Genomic DNA, 16,531 nt, shown 5'->3' with positions numbered 1-16,531 from the left:
GGGCGGGGTGGTGATCCGCTTCCAGCCGGTGGCGGGGGAATACCTGGCGGGCTTCCTGCTGCTGCAGCTGGCCAACGCCACCTTTGCCGCCGGGCAGGTGCTGTGCCGCCACCTGCTGGCCCGCTATCCGCTGCAGTTCCCCCTGTCCCGCTGTTTCGGCCATTTCTTCCTCGGCGCCCTGGTGCTGGCCCTGCCGTCCTTCCTCATCTTTGGCAATCCGGCCCGGCTGCCCACGACCACCGTACAGTGGGGCGTGCTGCTGTGGATGGGCCTGTTCGCCACGGCCCTGGGCATGTTCTGGTGGGTCAAGGGCAGCACCCGGGTGGATGGCGGCACCCTGGCGGTGATGAACGAGCTGCACGTGCCCCTGGGGCTGGTGGTCAATCTGCTGATCTGGAACCGGGACGCGGACCTGCAACGCATCGCTCTGGGCGGCAGCGTCATCCTAGTCTCCCTCTGGTTGAACCGCTGGGGACGCCGCCGTTTTGCGGCGGCGGCAGCCTGATGGGGACTTCAAGTCAGATTGCGGTCCGCCGCCTTCCGCTATGATGGGCACCATGAGACTGCGCCAGCTTTCCCACAGCATCATCCTGCGCATCCTGCTCCTGGGGCTGGGGATCGTGGTCGTCGGCACGACGGCCCGCTATTTCATCCTCAGCCAGTTCCTGCGCGAGGATCTGGACAAGGTGGTGGCGTCCCAGCAGCAGGCCCTGGCCAGCTATGTGGCCCGGGACGTGGACAGCAAGCTGGTCGAGCGGCGCGACCTGCTGCAGCGCCTGGCGGCCAGCCTGCCCCGGCAGTTGCTGGGCCAGCCCCGGCAGTTGCGGGCCTGGCTGCAGGAGCGGCATGAACTGCATCCCCTGTTCAACCAGGGGCTGCTGCTGGTGGATTCCCGGGGCGCCATCCTGGCCGATTTCCCCGAGCGGCCCTTGCAGGCCAGGATCAACCTGGCGGATCGGGAATACGTGCAGGCCGCCCTGGCCGGCGAAGCCAGCCTGGGCCGGCCGGCGCCGGACTGGCTGGACCGGGAGCCGGTGCTGCCCATGGCGGCCCCGGTGCGGGACGAGCAGGGCCGGGTGCAGGCGGCCCTGGTGGGCCTGACGCCCCTGGCCACCCCGGGCTTCCTCAACCTGCTGCTGCAGAGCCGGATCGGCCGCAGCGGCGGCTTCCTCCTCATTTCTCCGCGGGACCGGGTCTTTGTCGCCGCCACCGAGCCGGAACTGGTGCTCAAGCCGACGCCGCCGGCCGGCGTCAATCCCCTGCACGACCGGGCCATGGCCGGCTACCGGGGCACCGGCATCACCGTCAACGCCAAGGGTGTGGAAGAGGCGGTGGCCATCGTCTCCGTGCCCAGCGCCGAGTGGTTCGTGGTGGCCCGCCTGCCCACCGCGGAAGCCTTCGAGCCGGTGACCCGGGTGCAGCAGTACATCCTGCGCAACAGCGTGGTGGTGTCCCTGGTCTTCCTGGTGCTGGCTTCCCTGGGTCTGGCCCACGTCTTCCGCCCCCTGCGGCGCACGGCGGAGCACGCCGACCGCATGACCCGCGGCGAGTGCCCCCTGGAACCCCTGCCGGTGCTGCGCAACGACGAGGTGGGCCATCTCACCGCCGCCTTCAACCGGCTCCTGCGCAAGCTCAGCGAGAGCCAGGCGGCCCTGGCCCAGGCGGCGCACCACGACGCCCTCACCGGCCTGCCCAACCGCATGCTGCTGGCCGACCGCCTGAGCCAGGCCCGGGTCCTGGCCCAGCGCAAGGGCAGCCGCATCGCCCTGCTGTTCCTCGACCTGGACGGCTTCAAGCCGATCAACGACAGCCTGGGTCACGAGGCCGGAGACGAGGTGCTGCGCCTGGTGGCCGGCCGCCTCAGCGGCTGCGTGCGGGCCAGCGATACCCTGGCCCGGGTCGGTGGCGACGAATTCGTCATCCTCATGGGCGATCTGGATAGCCAGGCGGAGCAGGCCGCGGCCCGGGTCGCCGCCAAGTGCATCGAAGCCCTGGCGGAGCCGTTCCCGGTCCAGGATCAGAGTTGCCGTCTCGGGGTTTCCATCGGTATCGCCCTGGGTGACGGCGAGAGCGCCGCCAATACCCTGTTGCTGCAGGCGGACCAGGCCATGTACCGGGCCAAGGAAAGCGGCCGCGGCCGCTACGTGATCGCCACCACCTGAAGCGGTGGGGTGGAAGGAAAAGGGCGCCGGCGGCGCCCTTTTTCAGTTCTGGGCCGGCAATTCCAGCTCGTGCAGGGCCAGGCGGCTGTGGTTGTGCTTGAGGTAGGCGAGGAAATCCATGCCGGAACAGTTGAGGCCCAGTTCCGGATGGCCCTGTTTCAGGGAGAAGAAGGAAATGTCCCGGCCCACGATCTCCAGGCCGCACTGGGAGGCGACCTCGATGATCTCCCGCAGGCGGGTGGAGAGGGGGTCGATGCTGGGGTCGCTGGGCATGATGATCCAGAAATCGACGCCGTGCCGGGCCACCAGGTCGGTCTTGCGCAGGGTCTGGCCGAGGGCGTCCTGGACTTCGTGCAGCTTGAGGCTGGCCGCCTGGGCGCCGTAGGTCTCGCCCAGGATGTGGGGGGAGCCGAAGTCGACATGCACCAGGTGGAAGTGGATATTGCTGTCGTAGCGGGCGGAGACTTCCAGCAGCCATTCCAGGGTGAACAGGAAATTCCCGAACTGTTCGACATCTTCGTGCAGCATAAGTCCCTCCTTGATGGCGACGGGAGGCTCCCGGGAATGGCGCAGGGGCGGCCGGGAGCGGCGTCTGGCGTTGGGGCGGCCCTTATGTTGTTGTGCTGGCCGCCCGTTGCCTCAACTTTAACCATTGCCCGGCTCCCATGCCAGCTTTTCGGCCGGTGCAGAAGCAGGCGGTGAGCAGATAGCCGCCGGTGGGTGCCTCCCAGTCCAGCATTTCGCCGGCGCAGAAGAGGCCGGGCCGCTGCCGCAGCATGAGCTGCTCGTCCAGCTCCTCCAGGCGCACGCCGCCGGCGCTGCTGATGGCTTCGTCCAGGGGACGGGGCGCCAGCAGCCGCAGGGGCAGGGCCTTGATGGCGGCGGCCAGGGCGGTCTCGTCCTGGAAGCGCTCCTTGTCCAGGCATTCCCGCAGCAGGCCCATCTTCACCCCCTTCAGGCCCAGGCGGCTTTGCAGGTGGCTGGAGAGGGAGCGGGAGCCCCGGGGGCGGCGCACCTCGGCCAGCACCCGCTCGGCGCTGTGGCCGGGCAGCAGGTCCAGGCTCAGGGTGGCGCTGCCGTCCCGCTCGATGAGGTCCCGCAGGGGGGCGGAGAGGGCGTAGATGAGGCCGCCCTCGACACCGTCGGCACTGACCACGAATTCCCCCTGGCGGCGCCAGGCCCGGCCGTCGGGGCCGCTGCAGGCGGCCACCGCCGGCTTCACCGGCTGGCCGGCGAAGTGCTCCCGGAAATGGGGGCTCCAGGCGGCGTCGAAGCCGCAGTTGGCCGGCCGCAGGGGCGCCACGGCAATGCCGGCCCGGGCCAGGGTGGGCACCCAGGCGCCGTCCGAGCCCAGCTTGGCCCAGCTGCCGCCGCCCAGGGCCAGCACCGTGGCGGCGGGCTTTACTTCAATTTCCCCTGCCGGCGTGGCAAAGCGCAGGGCGCCGTCGGCGCTCCAGCCGAGCCAGCGGTGCCGCACCTGGAAGGCGACGCCATCCTGGCGCAGCCGGTGCAGCCAGGCCCGCAGCAGGGGCGCCGCCTTCATCTCGGTGGGGAAGACCCGGCCCGAGGTGCCGACGAAGGTGTCGACGCCCAGGCCGTGGATCCAGGCCCGCAGGGCCTCCGGGCCGAATTCCTGCAGCAGGGGCGCCAGCCGTTCCCGGGCGCTGCCGTAGCGTTCCTGGAAGGCGGCGAAGTCCTCGCTGTGGGTGATGTTCATGCCGCCCTTGCCGGCCATGAGGAACTTGCGTCCCACCGAGGGCATGGCCTCGTAGACGGTGACCTGGGCGCCGTCCCGGGCCAGCACTTCCGCCGCCATGAGCCCGGCCGGGCCGCCGCCGATGACGGCGACGTGGGGAGGAGGGGAGGGCATGGGGGTCATGGGCTGGACTCGGGCGGGACTCGGGCAGGAGCAAAAGAAGGCAAACCGGCCGCCATTCTAGGGCCGGCGCCGGGTCCGGGCAAAGCGCTTTGGTGGTCAGGGGCGGGGCGGCCTTGGTATAGTCGCGGGGTCATGCTTGCCTACCTCCTGCGTCGCCTCCTCTACGCCATCCCCATTCTCATCGGGGTGAACCTGCTCACCTTCGCCCTCTTCTTCGTCGTCAATACGCCGGACGACATGGCGCGTATGCAGCTGGGCGTGAAACGGGTGACCCCGGAAGCCATCGCCAAGTGGAAGGCGGAGCGGGGCTACGATGCGCCCCTCTTCTGGAACGGCGAGGCCGCCGGCCTGGAAAAGGCGACCCGCACCATTTTCTTCACCAAGTCGGCCCGGCTCTTCGTCGGCGACTTCGGCGCGGCGGAGGACGGCCGCGACATCGCCACCGAAATCCGCACCCGCATGGGGCCCTCCCTGGCCATCGCCATCCCCACCTTCATCCTGGGCCTGCTGGTGACCGTTTCCCTGGCCCTGCTGCTGGCCTTTTTCCGCGCCACGGCCCTGGATTTCTGGGGCGTCGTCGCCTGCGTCGCCATGATGTCCATCTCCGGCCTGTTCTACATCATCGGCGGCCAGTGGCTCATCTCCAAGGTGTGGCGGCTGGTGCCCATCTCCGGTTACGTGGAGGGCCTGGACGCCTGGAAATTCCTGCTCCTGCCGGTGGCCATCGGCGTCGTCGCCGGCATCGGCAGCAGCGCCCGCTGGTACCGCACCATCTTCCTCGAGGAAATGGGCAAGGACTACGTGCGCACTGCCCGGGCCAAGGGCCTCTCGGAGAGTGCCGTGATGTTCCGCCACGTGCTGCGCAACGCCATGATCCCCATCCTCACCGGGGTGGTGGTGGTGATTCCCCTGCTCTTCATGGGCTCCCTGCTCACCGAATCCTTCTTCGGCATTCCCGGCCTCGGCAGCTACACCATCGACGCCATCAACGCCCAGGACTTCGCCGTGGTCCGCTCCATGGTCTTCATCGGCTCCGTGCTGTACATCGCCGGCCTGATCCTGACCGACATTTCCTACACCCTGGTGGACCCGCGGATTCGCTTCGACTGACATGGCCTTCCTTCCCGTCTTCCTCTGGTCCGACCTGGTCATCTGGCTGCTGGTGGCGGCCCTGGGCCTGCTGGCCTGGGGCGTGGCCCGCACGCCGCCCCTGGGCGCCGCCTGGGGCCGGGTGCTGCACAGCCGTACCGGCATGGCCTCTCTGGCAATACTGGCGCTGTTCGTGGCGGTGGGTCTGCTGGACTCCGCCCATTACCGGCCCCGCCTGGCCGATGCCCCGCAGAATGGCCAGGGCAGCGGCGTTGGGGCGGCACCGGCCTACGGGGTCGAAGTCCTCTCGCTCCTGGACGCCCTCCTGACGCCTCTGCGTACCCAGGTGGAAAAGACCTATTCGGCGCCTCTGGCGACCCGGGCCTACGCCAAGGAAATGCAGGAAGTCCGCCAGCCCGACGGCAGCCTGGTGCAGCAGCGGGACTTTCCCCGCCTCAAGTTCGGCGGCGCCCACCTGGGGTCGGAGGAATCCGCCTGGGCCGGCGACGTGACCCGGCGCCTGCTGCAGGGCTACGGCCTGGCGGCCCTGCTGTGGGCGGCCCTGGCGATTTTTCTCGCCGGCCGTCTGGCCCGACGCCGGCAGTGTTCCTTCCGCCAGTCCTGGCGGGAACTGTGGCGGCGGCCGCCCACCAGCACGGCGCCGGCCTGGGATGCCCTGCTGCTGACCCTGGCCGGGCTCTTCCTGCTGCTCACGCCCCTGCTGGCCCTGGCGCCGGAATACCATGTGCTGGGCACCGACAAGGTGGGCCAGGACGTGCTCTACCAGATCCTCAAGAGCATCCGCACCGCCCTGGTCATCGGCCTCGTCACCACCCTGGTGACCCTGCCGGTGGGGGTGCTGCTGGGCATCGCCGCCGGCTATTTCCGCGGCTGGGTGGACGACCTGATCCAGTATCTCTACACCACCTTGAGTTCCATTCCCGGGGTGCTGCTCATCGCCGCCGCCGTGCTGATGATGCAGGTGGTGATCGACACCCATCCGGAGTGGTTCGCCACCGCCGCCGAGCGGGCCGACCTGCGCCTCTTGGCCCTCTGCTTCATCCTCGGCATGACCAGCTGGACCGGCCTGGCCCGCCTGCTGCGGGGCGAGACCCTGAAGCTGTCCCAGCTCGAATACATCCAGGCGGCCCAGGCCTTCGGCGTTTCCTCCTGGCGCATCCTGCTGCGTCACATCCTGCCCAATGTCATGCACATCGTGCTGATCGCCCTGGTCATGGATTTTTCCGGACTGGTGCTGGCCGAGGCCGTGCTCTCCTACGTCGGCATCGGCGTGGACCCGACCATGATCAGCTTCGGCACCATGATCAACAACGCCCGCATGGAACTGGCCCGGGAGCCCATGGTGTGGTGGTCCCTGGCCGCCGCCTTCGTTTTCATGTTCATCCTGGTCCTGGCCGCCAACCTCTTCGCCGACGTGGTGCGGGACGCTTTCGATCCGAGGGCCGCCTGATGTCCGACCTGCTTTCCGTCCGCAACCTCAAGGCCGGCTTCCTCGCCGGCGGCCGGGTGCTCACCGCCGTGGACGGCGTCTCCTTCGCCGTGGCCCCCGGCGAGACCTTCGCCCTGCTCGGCGAATCCGGTTGCGGCAAGTCCGCCACCGCCCTGGCCCTGTTGCGCCTGCTGCCCAACGCCGGGCGCATCCAGGGCGGCGAGGTGTGGCTGGAAGGGGAGGAAATCCTGGCCCTGCCCGAAGCGGCCATGCGCGACCGCCGCGGCAGCGCCGCCGCCATGATCTTCCAGGAGCCGGCCACCAGCCTCAATCCGGTGCTGACCATCGGCCGCCAGATCGGCGAATCCCTGGAACGGCATCGGGGCATGAAGGGCGAGGCGGCCCGCCGGGAAGCCCTGGCCCTGCTCACCGCCGTCGGCATCGCCGACCCGGAGCGGCGGCTGGAGGAATATCCCTTCCAGCTCTCCGGCGGCATGAAGCAGCGGGCCATGATCGCCATCGCCCTGGCCGGGGAGCCGCGGCTGCTCATCGCCGACGAGCCGACCACGGCCCTGGACGTGACCATCCAGGCCCAGATTCTCGACCTGCTGGCCAGGCTGCAGGCGGAACGGGCCATGGGCATGCTGCTCATCACCCACGACCTGGGGGTGGTGGCCCGCAGCGCCCACCGGGTCGGCGTCATGTACGCCGGCGAAATCGTCGAGACGGCGCCCCGGCAGGAGTTCTTCACCAGCCCGCGCCACCCCTATACGCAAAAGCTCTTCGCTGCCCTGCCGGACCTGGGCCAGCGGGGCGCCCAGCTGGCCACCATCCCCGGCCAGGTGCCGGGCCTGGCCGCCATGCCCGCCGGCTGCCGCTTCGCCCCCCGCTGCCCGGTGGCCATGGAGCGGTGCCGGCTGGAAAGCCCGGGCTGGACCGAGCTTGAAGCAGGTCATCAGGTGCGCTGCCATTGGGTGGCCCAACAGCTGCCGGGCGGCGAGCAGCGCCTGCCGGACCTGCCCGCCGCGCCACCGACTGCTGCCGCTGCCGCCGACGCCGCCCGGGAAAACCTGCTGGCCGTGGGCGAACTGAAGGTCCATTTCCCCATCCGCAAGGGCCTCTTCAAGCGCACCGTGGGCCACGTCAAGGCGGTGGACGGGGTTTCCCTGGAATTGCAGCGGGGCCGTACCCTGGCCCTGGTGGGTGAGTCGGGCTGCGGCAAGACCACCGCCGGCAAGGCCGTGCTGCGCCTGCTGCCGGCCAGCGGCTCGGTGCGGCTCGATGGCCGGGAGCTGCTGGGTCTGCCGGAGCGGGAACTGAAGCCCCTGCGGCGGCGCATGCAGATGGTGTTCCAGGACCCCTTCGCCTCCCTCAACCCCCGCCTCACCGTGGGGGAGATCATCGAGGAAGGCATGACCGCCCTGCGGGTGGCCGCCAGCCGGGACGAACGGCGGGCGGCCCTGGCTGCCCTGCTGGAATCGGTGGGCCTGCCGGCGGAGGCTCTGGGCCGCTATCCCCACGAATTTTCCGGCGGCCAGCGCCAGCGCATCGCCATCGCCCGGGCCCTGGCGGTACAGCCGGAGCTGCTGGTGTGCGACGAGCCCACCTCGGCCCTGGACGTTTCCGTGCAGGCCCAGATTCTCAATCTGCTGCGCCGCCTGCAGGAGGAACTGGGGCTGGCCTATCTTTTCATCACCCACAACTTCGCCGTGGTGGAATATCTTGCCCACGACGTGGCGGTGATGTACCTGGGCCGCATCGTCGAGCAGGGGCCGGTGCAGCAGGTGCTGGCGGCTCCCTGCCATCCCTATACCCGGGCCCTGCTCTCGGCCGTGCCCGAGCCCCGCCTGGCGGGTCAGCGGGAAATGGTGCGCCTGCCCGGCGAGACGCCGTCCCCGGCGCGGCCGCCCCAGGGCTGCCATTTCCATCCCCGCTGCGCCCAGGCCAGCGAGCGCTGCCGCCAGGAATATCCGGCCCCCAGCACCCAGGCCGGCGGCGTGGTGGTGCGCTGCCACCTTTATCCGGCGGACTAGCCGCAAAACAAGCACCCCTGCAAGGCAGAAGGGACGCCATTCTCCACCGTGCCATGGTGGAAAGTGGCGTCCCTTCTGCCTTTGCGGCCTGGGTGTTTTCCGGGTTCCTCAGCCGTCTCCCAGGCGCCGCAGGGAGAGGGCGATGCCCAGCACCACCGCCACGCAGGCCAGCAGGGTGGCCACCACTCCCGGCCAGCCGCCGTGGATCCAGGGCCAGCCCGTGGCGCTGCCGATGACGCTGCCGCCCAGGTAATAGCTGGACAGGTACAGGGCGGAGACCAGCCCCCGCCGCGGCCCGGCCCGGCGTCCCACCCAGCCGCTGGCCACCGCATGCACGGCGAAATAGCCGAAGGTGAACACGGCCAGGCCGAGGATGATCAGGGGCAGGGCGGCGGCCAGGGTGAGGCCGATGCCGGCGGCCATGGTCAGGCTCATCAGCAGCACGATGCGGCTGCGTCCGATGCGGTCCGCCAGGTGGCCGGCCAGGGCCGAGGAGGCGCTGCCCACGGCGTAGAGCAGGAAGATGGCGCCGATGGCTGCCGGGCCCAGGCCGTAGGGCGGCAGGCTGAGGCGGAAGCCCAGGTAGTTGTAGATGCCGACGAAGCTGCCCATGATGAGGAAGGCGGTGACGAACAGCCAGGGCAGGCCCGGGTCGGCGTAGATGCGGCCCACGTCCGCCAGCAGCAGGCGGGGCTCCAGGGAGCGGGGCCTGAAGTGTTGGGCCGGCGGCAGCAGGCGCCAGAAGGTGAAGGCCGCCAGCAGCCCCAGCAGGCCCAGGGCTCCCAGGCCGTGGCGCCAGTCCCACCAGCCCGTCACCAGGGCCGAGAGAAAGCGCCCGGACATGCCGCCCAGGGCGTTGGCGGCGATGTAGAGGCCCATGGCCCGGCCCCGGGCGTTGGGGGCGATCTCTTCCCCCAGGTAGGCCATGGCGGCGGCGGGCACCCCGGCGATGCAGGCGCCCAGCAGGGCCCGGCACAGCACCAGCAGGTGGAAGTCCGGCATGAAGGCGGAGGCGCAGGCGAATAGGGCGGCCCCCAGCAGCCCCAGGCGCATCAGCCGCTCCCGGCCATAGCGGTCGGCGATGAGGCTCAGGGGAATGAGCAGCAGGGCCATGGAAAGGGTGCCGGCGGCGACGCTGAAACTGGCGCTGGCCGGGGAGATGCCGAACTCGTGGGTGAGCTGGGGCAGCACCGGCTGGGTGCCGTAGAGCAGGGCGAAGCAGGTGAAGCCGCCGGTGGCCAGGGCCAGGTTGGCGCGACGGAAGGCGGGGGTGCCGGCTTGCAGCCCTCCGCTATCGGCGGCTGCAGCGGTGGAATACGTGGGGGTCATGGTCAGCGAGTGGAAGCCGGGTTCCGGGGCGGCCAGGCGCGGCCCGGCGCCGGCAGGGACGGCGGCGAAGGCTTGAATTCTACGCCCCGCCGCAATCCCGCCGGAGCGGGGATCTCCGTACTTGAAGCGCTGGAGATGACGGTGTAGGGCCGCACCTGCAGGTGGCGGCAGCTTAGGCGCGCCACAAAGGAGCCGTCGGAAGGCGGAAGGCGGAAGGCGGAAGGCGGAAGGCGGAAGGCGGAAGGCGGAAGGCGGAAGGCGGAAAATCCTTGCCGCGCCCGCCGGCCAAAAGAAAAGGCGCCCGCAGGCGCCTTTATCCGTCGTCCTTCGGCCTCAGTCGTTCTGGGCCAGCTGGATGGTGATGGTCTGGCCCGGTTTCAGGTTGCCCGGGGCCACCTTGTTCCAGCGCTTGATGTCGTCCGCTTCCACCTTGAACTTCTTGGCGATGCCGGCCAGGGTGTCGCCCTTGCGGATGGTGTAGCGGGCCACCTTGGCCTTGGCGGTAGCCGCCTTGGCATTGGCCGGGGCCTTGTCGTTCTTGCTCAGCTTGAGGTTCTTGCCTTCCAGGGTGGCGCTGACGCGGCCGTTGGCCGGGGCGCTGGCCACCGTGGTCTTGGCGGCAGCGGCGGGAGCGGCGACGGCGGGGGCCACGGTGAGCTTGGTGCCGGCGGCCATGTTGCGGCCCAGCTTGTTCCAGCGCTTCAGCTCGTCCACGGAAACGTCGTAGCGGCGGGCGATGGAGAAGAGGGTGTCGCCTTTCTTGACCACGTGGAACTTGGCCGGCTGGGCCCGGGGTTCGTTGCGGGAGTCGGCACGGGAATCAGCGCGGGCGTCGCTGCGGGCGGGTGCGGTTTCGGCTGCCGGCGGGGTGAAGGAGGCGACGGCGAGGTCGCCTTCGATGCCGTCCCGGGCCGGGACCAGCAGGGTGGTGCCGGCGCCTACCTTGGCCTTGGGCGGCAGGCCGTTCACCGTCTTCAGGTGGGCCACGGAGACGCCCAGGCGGGCTGCCACCTTGTCCAGCTTTTCCCCGGCCTTGAGGGTGTAGGAGGTCCAGGAGGAGAGGGGGGCTTCGTTGTTTTCCAGGTTGGCGCGGAAGCGCTCCACCTTTTCCGCCGGCAGCACCAGGGGACGGTCGGCCTTGATCACCGGGCGGTTATGGGCCGGGTTGAGGGCGACGAATTCATCCACCGGCATTTCCGCCAGCTTGGCCGCCACCTTCACGTCCATATCGGCCGGCTTGGCCACGGCGGCGAAGTAGGGCTGGTTGGGAATCTGGGGCAGGTCCAGCTGGGCCAGCAGGCGGGGGTTGGAGAGGATGTTCTTGAGGGCCTGCAGCTTGGGCACGTAGTTGCGGGTTTCCGCCGGCATGGTCAGGTTTTCGTAATCGGTCGGCAGGCCCTTGGCCCGGTTCTTGGCGATGGCCCGGCCGACGGCGCCTTCGCCCCAGTTGTAGGAAGCCAGGGCCAGTTGCCAGTCGCCGTGCATCTCGTAGATGGTCTGCAGATAGTCCAGGGCGGCGGATGTGGAGGCGATGATGTCGCGCCGGTCGTCCACCCACCAGTTCTGTTCCAGCTTGAAGTTCTTGCCGGTGGAGGGAATGAACTGCCACAGGCCGGAAGCGTGGCTGCGGGAATAGGCCATGGGGTTGTAGGCGCTTTCCACCATGGGCAGCAGGGCCAGTTCCATGGGCATGCCGCGCTTCTCGATGGCCTCGACGATGTGGAACATGTAGCGGCGGCTGCGTTCGACCATGCGTCGCACGTAATCGGGCCGGTTCATGTACCACTGCTGGTGGGTCAGCACCAGGTCGTTGTTCAGGTTCGGCATGCCGAAGCCGTTGCGGATGCGTTCCCACAGGTTGTCGGGGGAGGCGGTGAGGTCGATGGTGCGGGGTAACTGGGGGATCGGCGCGATCTCCTCCACCGGCAGGCTGCCATCGTTCTGGACCGGGCTGGCTTCGGGGCGGGCGGACAGTTCGGTGCGGGACGGCACCATGGACTGCAGGCTGGGCGCGAAGGAAAGCGTCAGGGGCTGGTCGTTGGCCTGGGCGGGAGTGGCGGCGAAGAGGGCGCCGCAGGCCAGGGCCGGGAGGGAACGATGGAGTTGCCGGATGAAGCGGAGGGTGCAGCCTAGCGTGTCGTCGAGCGTCATAGATTCTCTTTGTCTGCTGTTCCCCGCCAGGCGGGGGGATTCCCGAGGGCCGGCACGGCAGGCGGACCGGGCGTCGGGCACGACGTTTCAGGATGACCTAATCGCGGAATTATACCCTATGAAAAGAAGGGGATATCCGCTGCCAAAGGTAAAAAATCCAGGCCGTTGGAATGACGTACGGTATTTACCGGAGGCGTTGCCACAGGGCCTCCAGGGTGGCGGCAGCCCCCTGGGTGATGTGGTGGTCGGCGAAGGGGCTGACGGGCGTGGTGCCCGGATTGATTTCCACCGTGGTGATGCCCTGCTCGCTGGCCCACAGCACCGGTTCGGCCACATAGGGAAAGAGGCTGGAAGTGCCGATGGAAAAGACCATGTCGGGGCCGGCATCCAGGGTGCGGAGCAGCTGTTCCATTTCCATCTGCGGCAGGGATTCGCCGAAAAGCACCACCCGGGGCCGTACCAGGGCGCTACAGCGGGGGCAGGCCGGCGGCAGTTCCAGGCCGGAGAAACTGTTCACTTCCACCTCGTAACTGCAGCGGGTGCAGTGCAGATGATGCAGGCGACCGTGAATCTCGATGACGTCGGAAGAGCCGGCCTGGCGGTGCAGACCATCGATGTTCTGGGTGAAGACGGTGACCGTGGTGCCGCGCCGTTCCAGATCGGCGATGACCTGGTGAGCCCGGTTGGGGCGGGCGTCGCGGCAGGTGCGCTCGATCTGGGCCAGGTATTTCCAGGTGATCTTGGGATGCTGGCGCAGCATGGGGCCGGACAGCGCCTCTTCGATGGAGAAGCCTTCGGCCGTCAGGTCCTCCTCGTAGAGTCCGCCGACGCCCCGGTAGGTGGGCAGTCCCGAGTCGGCGGAGATGCCGGCGCCGGTGATGAAAAGGACGCGGCGGGCCTCTGCCAGTTCTTCGGCAACGGCATCCAGGGTGGCGGCTGTGTCCATGGCGGACTCCCGGAGATATGAGGAAATGGAGGCTGGAAACGAAAAAACCGGCACAGGGCCGGTTTTCTCTATTTTGTTGGCGGAGTGGACGGGACTCGAACCCGCGACCCCCGGCGTGACAGGCCGGTATTCTAACCAACTGAACTACCACTCCAAACTGCTTTAACTCTGTACTGCGCTACCGATGCTGCCGGTACCACTTGAATCTGTGGCGTCCCCACGGGGATTCGAACCCCGGTTATCGCCGTGAAAGGGCGGTGTCCTAGGCCTCTAGACGATGGGGACCCTAGGTATCTTTCGCATTTGTATGGTGGAGGTACGCGGGATCGAACCGCGGACCTCTTGCATGCCATGCAAGCGCTCTCCCAGCTGAGCTATACCCCCGCCGCGAAAGAAGACCGAATTATAGGGAGCGTTTTTTAGCTTGTAAACCCTCTTCGCCAACTTTTTTTAAATTTTTGCTGCGGCCAGTCGTGCCAGCACCTTTTCCCGGGGGAACAGGGCCACCACTGCATCCACGGACGGGGTCTGGGCCTGACCGGTGAGCAGCACCCGCAGGGGCATGGCCAGCTTGGGCATCTTCAGGCTGTGTTTGGCCACGGTCTCCTTGATCAGGGCGCCGATGGCCGGCGCTTCCCAATTGACGCCCTGGACGCCGGCAATGAAGTCGGCCAGGGCCGGCTTGGCTTCCTCGCTGAGGTGCTGGGCCAGCAGTTCGGCGTTGGGGTGGATGTCGATGTAGAACACCTCGGCCGCATCCGCCAGCTCATTCAGGGTATGCACCCGTTCCTTGTAGAGGGCGATGATGGATTCCAGGGCCGGCACCGGCGCCGGGTTGATGCCCCGGGCCGCCAGGCGCGGGCGCACCAGGTCGGCCAGGCGGCCGTTGTCGGCCTGCTTGATGTAGTGGGCGTTGAGCCAGTTCAGCTTTTCCGTATTGAACTGGGCGGCCGACGGGGTGATGTGGTCCAGGTCGAACCACTGGCAGAACTGTTCCATGGAGAACACTTCGTCGTCGCCATGGGACCAGCCCAGGCGGCCCAGGTAGTTGAGCACCGCTTCCGGCAGATAGCCGTCCTCGTCGTACTGCATGACGGAAACGGCGCCATGGCGCTTGGACAGCTTCTGGCCGTCGTCGCCCAGGATCATGGAAAGGTGGGCGTACTGGGGCACGCTGGCCCCCAGGGCCTGCAGCACATTGATCTGGCGCGGGGTGTTGTTCACGTGGTCGTCGCCGCGGATGACCTGGGTGATGCCCATGTCCCAGTCGTCCACCACCACGCAGAAGTTATAGGTGGGGGTGCCGTCGGCCCGGGCGATGATGAAGTCGTCCAGCTCGCTGTTGCTGATCTCGATGCGGCCCTTGACCAGGTCGTCCCAGGCCACCACGCCGTCCGCCGGGTTCTTGAAGCGCACCACCGGCTGGATGCCGGAAGGCGGGGTGGGCAGGGTCTTGCCCGGCTCCGGGCGCCAGCGGCCGTCGTAGCGGGGCTTTTCGCCCTTGGCCCGCTGGGCTTCGCGGATCTGTTCCAGTTCTTCGGGGGAGGTGTAGCAGTGGTAGGCGGTGCCGGCTTCCAGCATCTGCTGGATCACTTCCTTGTACCGGTAGATGCGCTGCATCTGGTAGAAGGGGCCTTCGTCGTGCTCCAGGCCGAGCCAGTTCATGCCGTCGATGATGGCCTGCACGGCTTCCGGGGTGGAACGGGCCACGTCCGTATCCTCGATGCGCAGCACGAACTTGCCCCCGTGGCGGCGGGCGTAGGCCCAGGAGAAGAGGGCGGTGCGGGCGCCGCCGATGTGCAGGTAACCGGTGGGGCTGGGGGCGAAACGGGTACGGATCATGGTGGGTGTCTGGCGTTGAACAAAAGGAGGCTATTGTAATGGATGCCATGGACGCCGGTCCCGGCAGCGGGTGCTCCGGGGGAGAAAAGATGTTTTTTTCAAAAACGTTTGACCACCCGAAATTGTTGTGGTCTAATGCGCACCTCTTCGACGCACCGGGTGGTTAGCTCAGCGGTAGAGCACTGCCTTCACACGGCAGGGGTCACAGGTTCAATCCCTGTACCACCCACCAGAAATCTCTGGAAAACGACGGTGTGACGAAGAACAAAAAGCTGCCTTTTGGCGGCTTTTTTGCTTTTTGCCTTCCGCTCGGGCAAAAAGCCCCATCTCCGCTAGTCCTGTCGATGCCCTTTGCGGCCTCAGACTCGTCCCCCGGTTTTCCCCTTTCGTCATCATCCCCCTGCCTGCTCCGTGCCGGCTGTCGGTGTTTCCTACTACTGTTTCGTTCGGGTTGCCGAAACCTTCGTTGCCGAGAAGAGCCTTGCCATCGGTACCCAGAGCGTTGCATTGGCCAAGTTTTTCGCGGAGCTTTCTGCTGGGCATGCCCGCTACTTCGCTGTGGGGAGCAGCCATAACGCAGGCCAAGGGGGCCGCTCCGTCGCTCCAACCAAACCGCAACCAGTTCCGTGATCCTGGCGGGTAGGCGAGTTTATCGAGAGGTGCCCATAGAGAGAGGTGTCCTTAGAGCAAGGTCATGGCGCTAACGAAGGATGCTACCTCTATGGTCACGTTTCTCGAGATCGTGGGCGACAAGCCCATTTCCTTGCTCCGGCAGCAGGAGACCTACGTTGTTTTTCATGTTGTCCGGAGGCTTGCCCGTGGCAAAAAGGTTTTCGTAGAATCTGCCCCCTCGTTGAACCTGGAGAGGAAAAAGCCTATGAAAAAAAACCTCGCTATCGTTGTCGCTGCAGTCGCCCTGTCTGGTTGCGCAACCTTTGGTCAGCTTGAGGATGGTCTCAATGCCTTGGTAGGACGACATGAGAAGGAAGCATTCAGTGCTCTCGGCTATCCGAACAGTAAGCAGGAGTTTTCCGGGGACACGGTCTATTACTGGGGAGAAAGCCGGAATTCAGCAGTTTTTATGCCCCAAACGGCGACTACGACTGGATATGTGGGACGCACACCGGTTTTTGGAACCACAACCTCATCTCAATTGGTACCTGTTAGCTATAACTGCACCATCAAATTGGTTGTGGGGGAGGACAAGGTCATCAAGGATTGGGAGTTCAGCGGCAATCTGGCTGGATGCGAACCGTATATCAAAAGGGTCAAGAGCTACACCAAGGGTGGGCAATCGTGACCATCTAGTCCGATCCTCCGCTGGGGGAGTCTGGCGCAGTTCGTCGATTCATGCGCCGGTGGAAATCCCACCGGCGAGAGCTTGTGATGTGGCCCATCTGCAGCCACCGGGTGCTGTCTTCGATACGCGCTTCAGACTCGTCTTCTCTGCTGCAGGGGAATCGTAGCCATCCCGCCCCCCAGGGACAGCCTCGGAAAAGACTTCAGCCGGTGGTTTTTGCAGCCCAGGAATTGATTTGGATGGCCAGATCTACTGGCCTTCCACCGGAGTGCTGGGTGTCGGGGCACTGGGCGGCGGCGGGGCCAGGGGATTGAAGCCCGGTTCGCCGTAGCGGTTGGCCTCTTCCGGCG

At 67.3% G+C, this 16,531-nt stretch carries 12 protein-coding genes and 4 tRNA genes; 7 read left to right on the top strand and 9 right to left on the bottom strand.

The window, feature by feature from the left end; genetic code table 11:
* Both AC1RTA_RS15085 and AC1RTA_RS15080 read left to right on the top strand, forming a co-directional pair.
* A partial coding sequence (locus tag AC1RTA_RS15085) for an EamA family transporter (RefSeq protein WP_492785191.1) occupies positions 1-505 on the top strand: 505 nt, incomplete at its 5' end.
* A gap of 52 nt (positions 506-557) precedes the next feature.
* Complete coding sequence (locus AC1RTA_RS15080) at positions 558-2,162, top strand: sensor domain-containing diguanylate cyclase (RefSeq protein ID WP_043799383.1); 1,605 nt, start codon at positions 558-560, stop codon at positions 2,160-2,162.
* Positions 2,163-2,204: 42 nt separating this feature from the next.
* On the opposite strand, the gene AC1RTA_RS15075 is transcribed toward AC1RTA_RS15080, so the two are convergent.
* Both AC1RTA_RS15075 and AC1RTA_RS15070 read right to left on the bottom strand, forming a co-directional pair.
* Positions 2,205-2,690, bottom strand: coding sequence for a nucleotidyl cyclase domain-containing protein (locus AC1RTA_RS15075; protein WP_014237823.1), 486 nt, complete (start codon positions 2,688-2,690; stop codon positions 2,205-2,207).
* 82 nt (positions 2,691-2,772) lie between these two features.
* Positions 2,773-4,041 (bottom strand): TIGR03862 family flavoprotein, encoded by a 1,269-nt coding sequence (locus tag AC1RTA_RS15070; protein ID WP_492785190.1) that lies wholly within the window; start codon positions 4,039-4,041, stop codon positions 2,773-2,775.
* A 132-nt stretch (positions 4,042-4,173) separates the two neighbouring features.
* Between AC1RTA_RS15070 and AC1RTA_RS15065 the strand changes: the two genes are divergently transcribed.
* Genes AC1RTA_RS15065 through AC1RTA_RS15055 form a run of 3 tightly spaced genes read left to right on the top strand, consistent with a single transcriptional unit; the run spans position 4,174 to position 8,613 of the window.
* Positions 4,174-5,151 (top strand): ABC transporter permease, encoded by a 978-nt coding sequence (locus AC1RTA_RS15065; protein WP_492785189.1) that lies wholly within the window; start codon positions 4,174-4,176, stop codon positions 5,149-5,151.
* A gap of 1 nt (position 5,152) precedes the next feature.
* On the top strand, positions 5,153-6,601 hold the full coding sequence (locus tag AC1RTA_RS15060) for an ABC transporter permease (protein ID WP_492785188.1): 1,449 nt from the start codon (positions 5,153-5,155) through the stop codon (positions 6,599-6,601).
* Positions 6,601-8,613 (top strand): ABC transporter ATP-binding protein, encoded by a 2,013-nt coding sequence (locus AC1RTA_RS15055; RefSeq protein ID WP_492785187.1) that lies wholly within the window; start codon positions 6,601-6,603, stop codon positions 8,611-8,613. The genes AC1RTA_RS15060 and AC1RTA_RS15055 overlap by 1 nt, the downstream gene beginning before the upstream one ends.
* Positions 8,614-8,721: 108 nt before the next feature.
* On the opposite strand, the gene AC1RTA_RS15050 is transcribed toward AC1RTA_RS15055, so the two are convergent.
* The 7 genes from AC1RTA_RS15050 to gltX form a co-directional block, all read right to left on the bottom strand.
* Positions 8,722-9,942, bottom strand: a complete 1,221-nt coding sequence (locus tag AC1RTA_RS15050) for an MFS transporter (RefSeq protein ID WP_172974680.1) — start codon at positions 9,940-9,942, stop codon at positions 8,722-8,724.
* 333 nt (positions 9,943-10,275) lie between these two features.
* On the bottom strand, positions 10,276-12,093 hold the full coding sequence (locus AC1RTA_RS15045) for a lytic transglycosylase (protein WP_492785186.1): 1,818 nt from the start codon (positions 12,091-12,093) through the stop codon (positions 10,276-10,278).
* 184 nt (positions 12,094-12,277) lie between these two features.
* On the bottom strand, positions 12,278-13,039 hold the full coding sequence (locus tag AC1RTA_RS15040) for an SIR2 family NAD-dependent protein deacylase (RefSeq protein WP_492785185.1): 762 nt from the start codon (positions 13,037-13,039) through the stop codon (positions 12,278-12,280).
* A gap of 77 nt (positions 13,040-13,116) precedes the next feature.
* Positions 13,117-13,193, bottom strand: a tRNA-Asp gene (locus tag AC1RTA_RS15035).
* Positions 13,194-13,248: 55 nt separating this feature from the next.
* Positions 13,249-13,324, bottom strand: a tRNA-Glu gene (locus AC1RTA_RS15030).
* 23 nt (positions 13,325-13,347) lie between these two features.
* Positions 13,348-13,423 (bottom strand) — tRNA-Ala (locus tag AC1RTA_RS15025).
* A gap of 66 nt (positions 13,424-13,489) precedes the next feature.
* Entirely contained in the window at positions 13,490-14,881 is a 1,392-nt protein-coding gene (gene gltX / locus AC1RTA_RS15020; protein WP_492785184.1) for a glutamate--tRNA ligase, read from the bottom strand.
* Between the two features lie 157 nt (positions 14,882-15,038).
* Between gltX and AC1RTA_RS15015 the strand changes: the two genes are divergently transcribed.
* A tRNA-Val gene (locus tag AC1RTA_RS15015) sits at positions 15,039-15,113 on the top strand.
* Between the two features lie 489 nt (positions 15,114-15,602).
* Entirely contained in the window at positions 15,603-16,181 is a 579-nt protein-coding gene (locus tag AC1RTA_RS15010; RefSeq protein WP_492785183.1) for a hypothetical protein, read from the top strand.
* The last annotated feature ends 350 nt before the right edge of the window (positions 16,182-16,531 follow it).

This window comes from Azospira sp. MPR-E4 (genome assembly GCF_058809645.1).
The sequence above is the reverse complement of the archived record's forward strand: the minus strand, read 5'-3'. Positions and strand labels throughout refer to the sequence as shown.

What these genes read in the sequence shown, in the direction of transcription:
- AC1RTA_RS15040 (WP_492785185.1), bottom strand. Translation starts at nt 13,039, where the DNA reads ATGGACACAGCCGCCACCCTGGATGCCGTTGCCGAAGAACTGGCAGAG.
- AC1RTA_RS15045 (WP_492785186.1), bottom strand. Translation starts at nt 12,093, where the DNA reads ATGACGCTCGACGACACGCTAGGCTGCACCCTCCGCTTCATCCGGCAA.
- AC1RTA_RS15050 (WP_172974680.1), bottom strand. Translation starts at nt 9,942, where the DNA reads ATGACCCCCACGTATTCCACCGCTGCAGCCGCCGATAGCGGAGGGCTG.
- gltX (WP_492785184.1), bottom strand. Translation starts at nt 14,881, where the DNA reads ATGATCCGTACCCGTTTCGCCCCCAGCCCCACCGGTTACCTGCACATC.
- AC1RTA_RS15075 (WP_014237823.1), bottom strand. Translation starts at nt 2,690, where the DNA reads ATGCTGCACGAAGATGTCGAACAGTTCGGGAATTTCCTGTTCACCCTG.
- AC1RTA_RS15055 (WP_492785187.1), top strand. Translation starts at nt 6,601, where the DNA reads ATGTCCGACCTGCTTTCCGTCCGCAACCTCAAGGCCGGCTTCCTCGCC.
- AC1RTA_RS15080 (WP_043799383.1), top strand. Translation starts at nt 558, where the DNA reads ATGAGACTGCGCCAGCTTTCCCACAGCATCATCCTGCGCATCCTGCTC.
- AC1RTA_RS15060 (WP_492785188.1), top strand. Translation starts at nt 5,153, where the DNA reads ATGGCCTTCCTTCCCGTCTTCCTCTGGTCCGACCTGGTCATCTGGCTG.
- AC1RTA_RS15010 (WP_492785183.1), top strand. Translation starts at nt 15,603, where the DNA reads ATGGTCACGTTTCTCGAGATCGTGGGCGACAAGCCCATTTCCTTGCTC.
- AC1RTA_RS15065 (WP_492785189.1), top strand. Translation starts at nt 4,174, where the DNA reads ATGCTTGCCTACCTCCTGCGTCGCCTCCTCTACGCCATCCCCATTCTC.
- AC1RTA_RS15070 (WP_492785190.1), bottom strand. Translation starts at nt 4,041, where the DNA reads ATGACCCCCATGCCCTCCCCTCCTCCCCACGTCGCCGTCATCGGCGGC.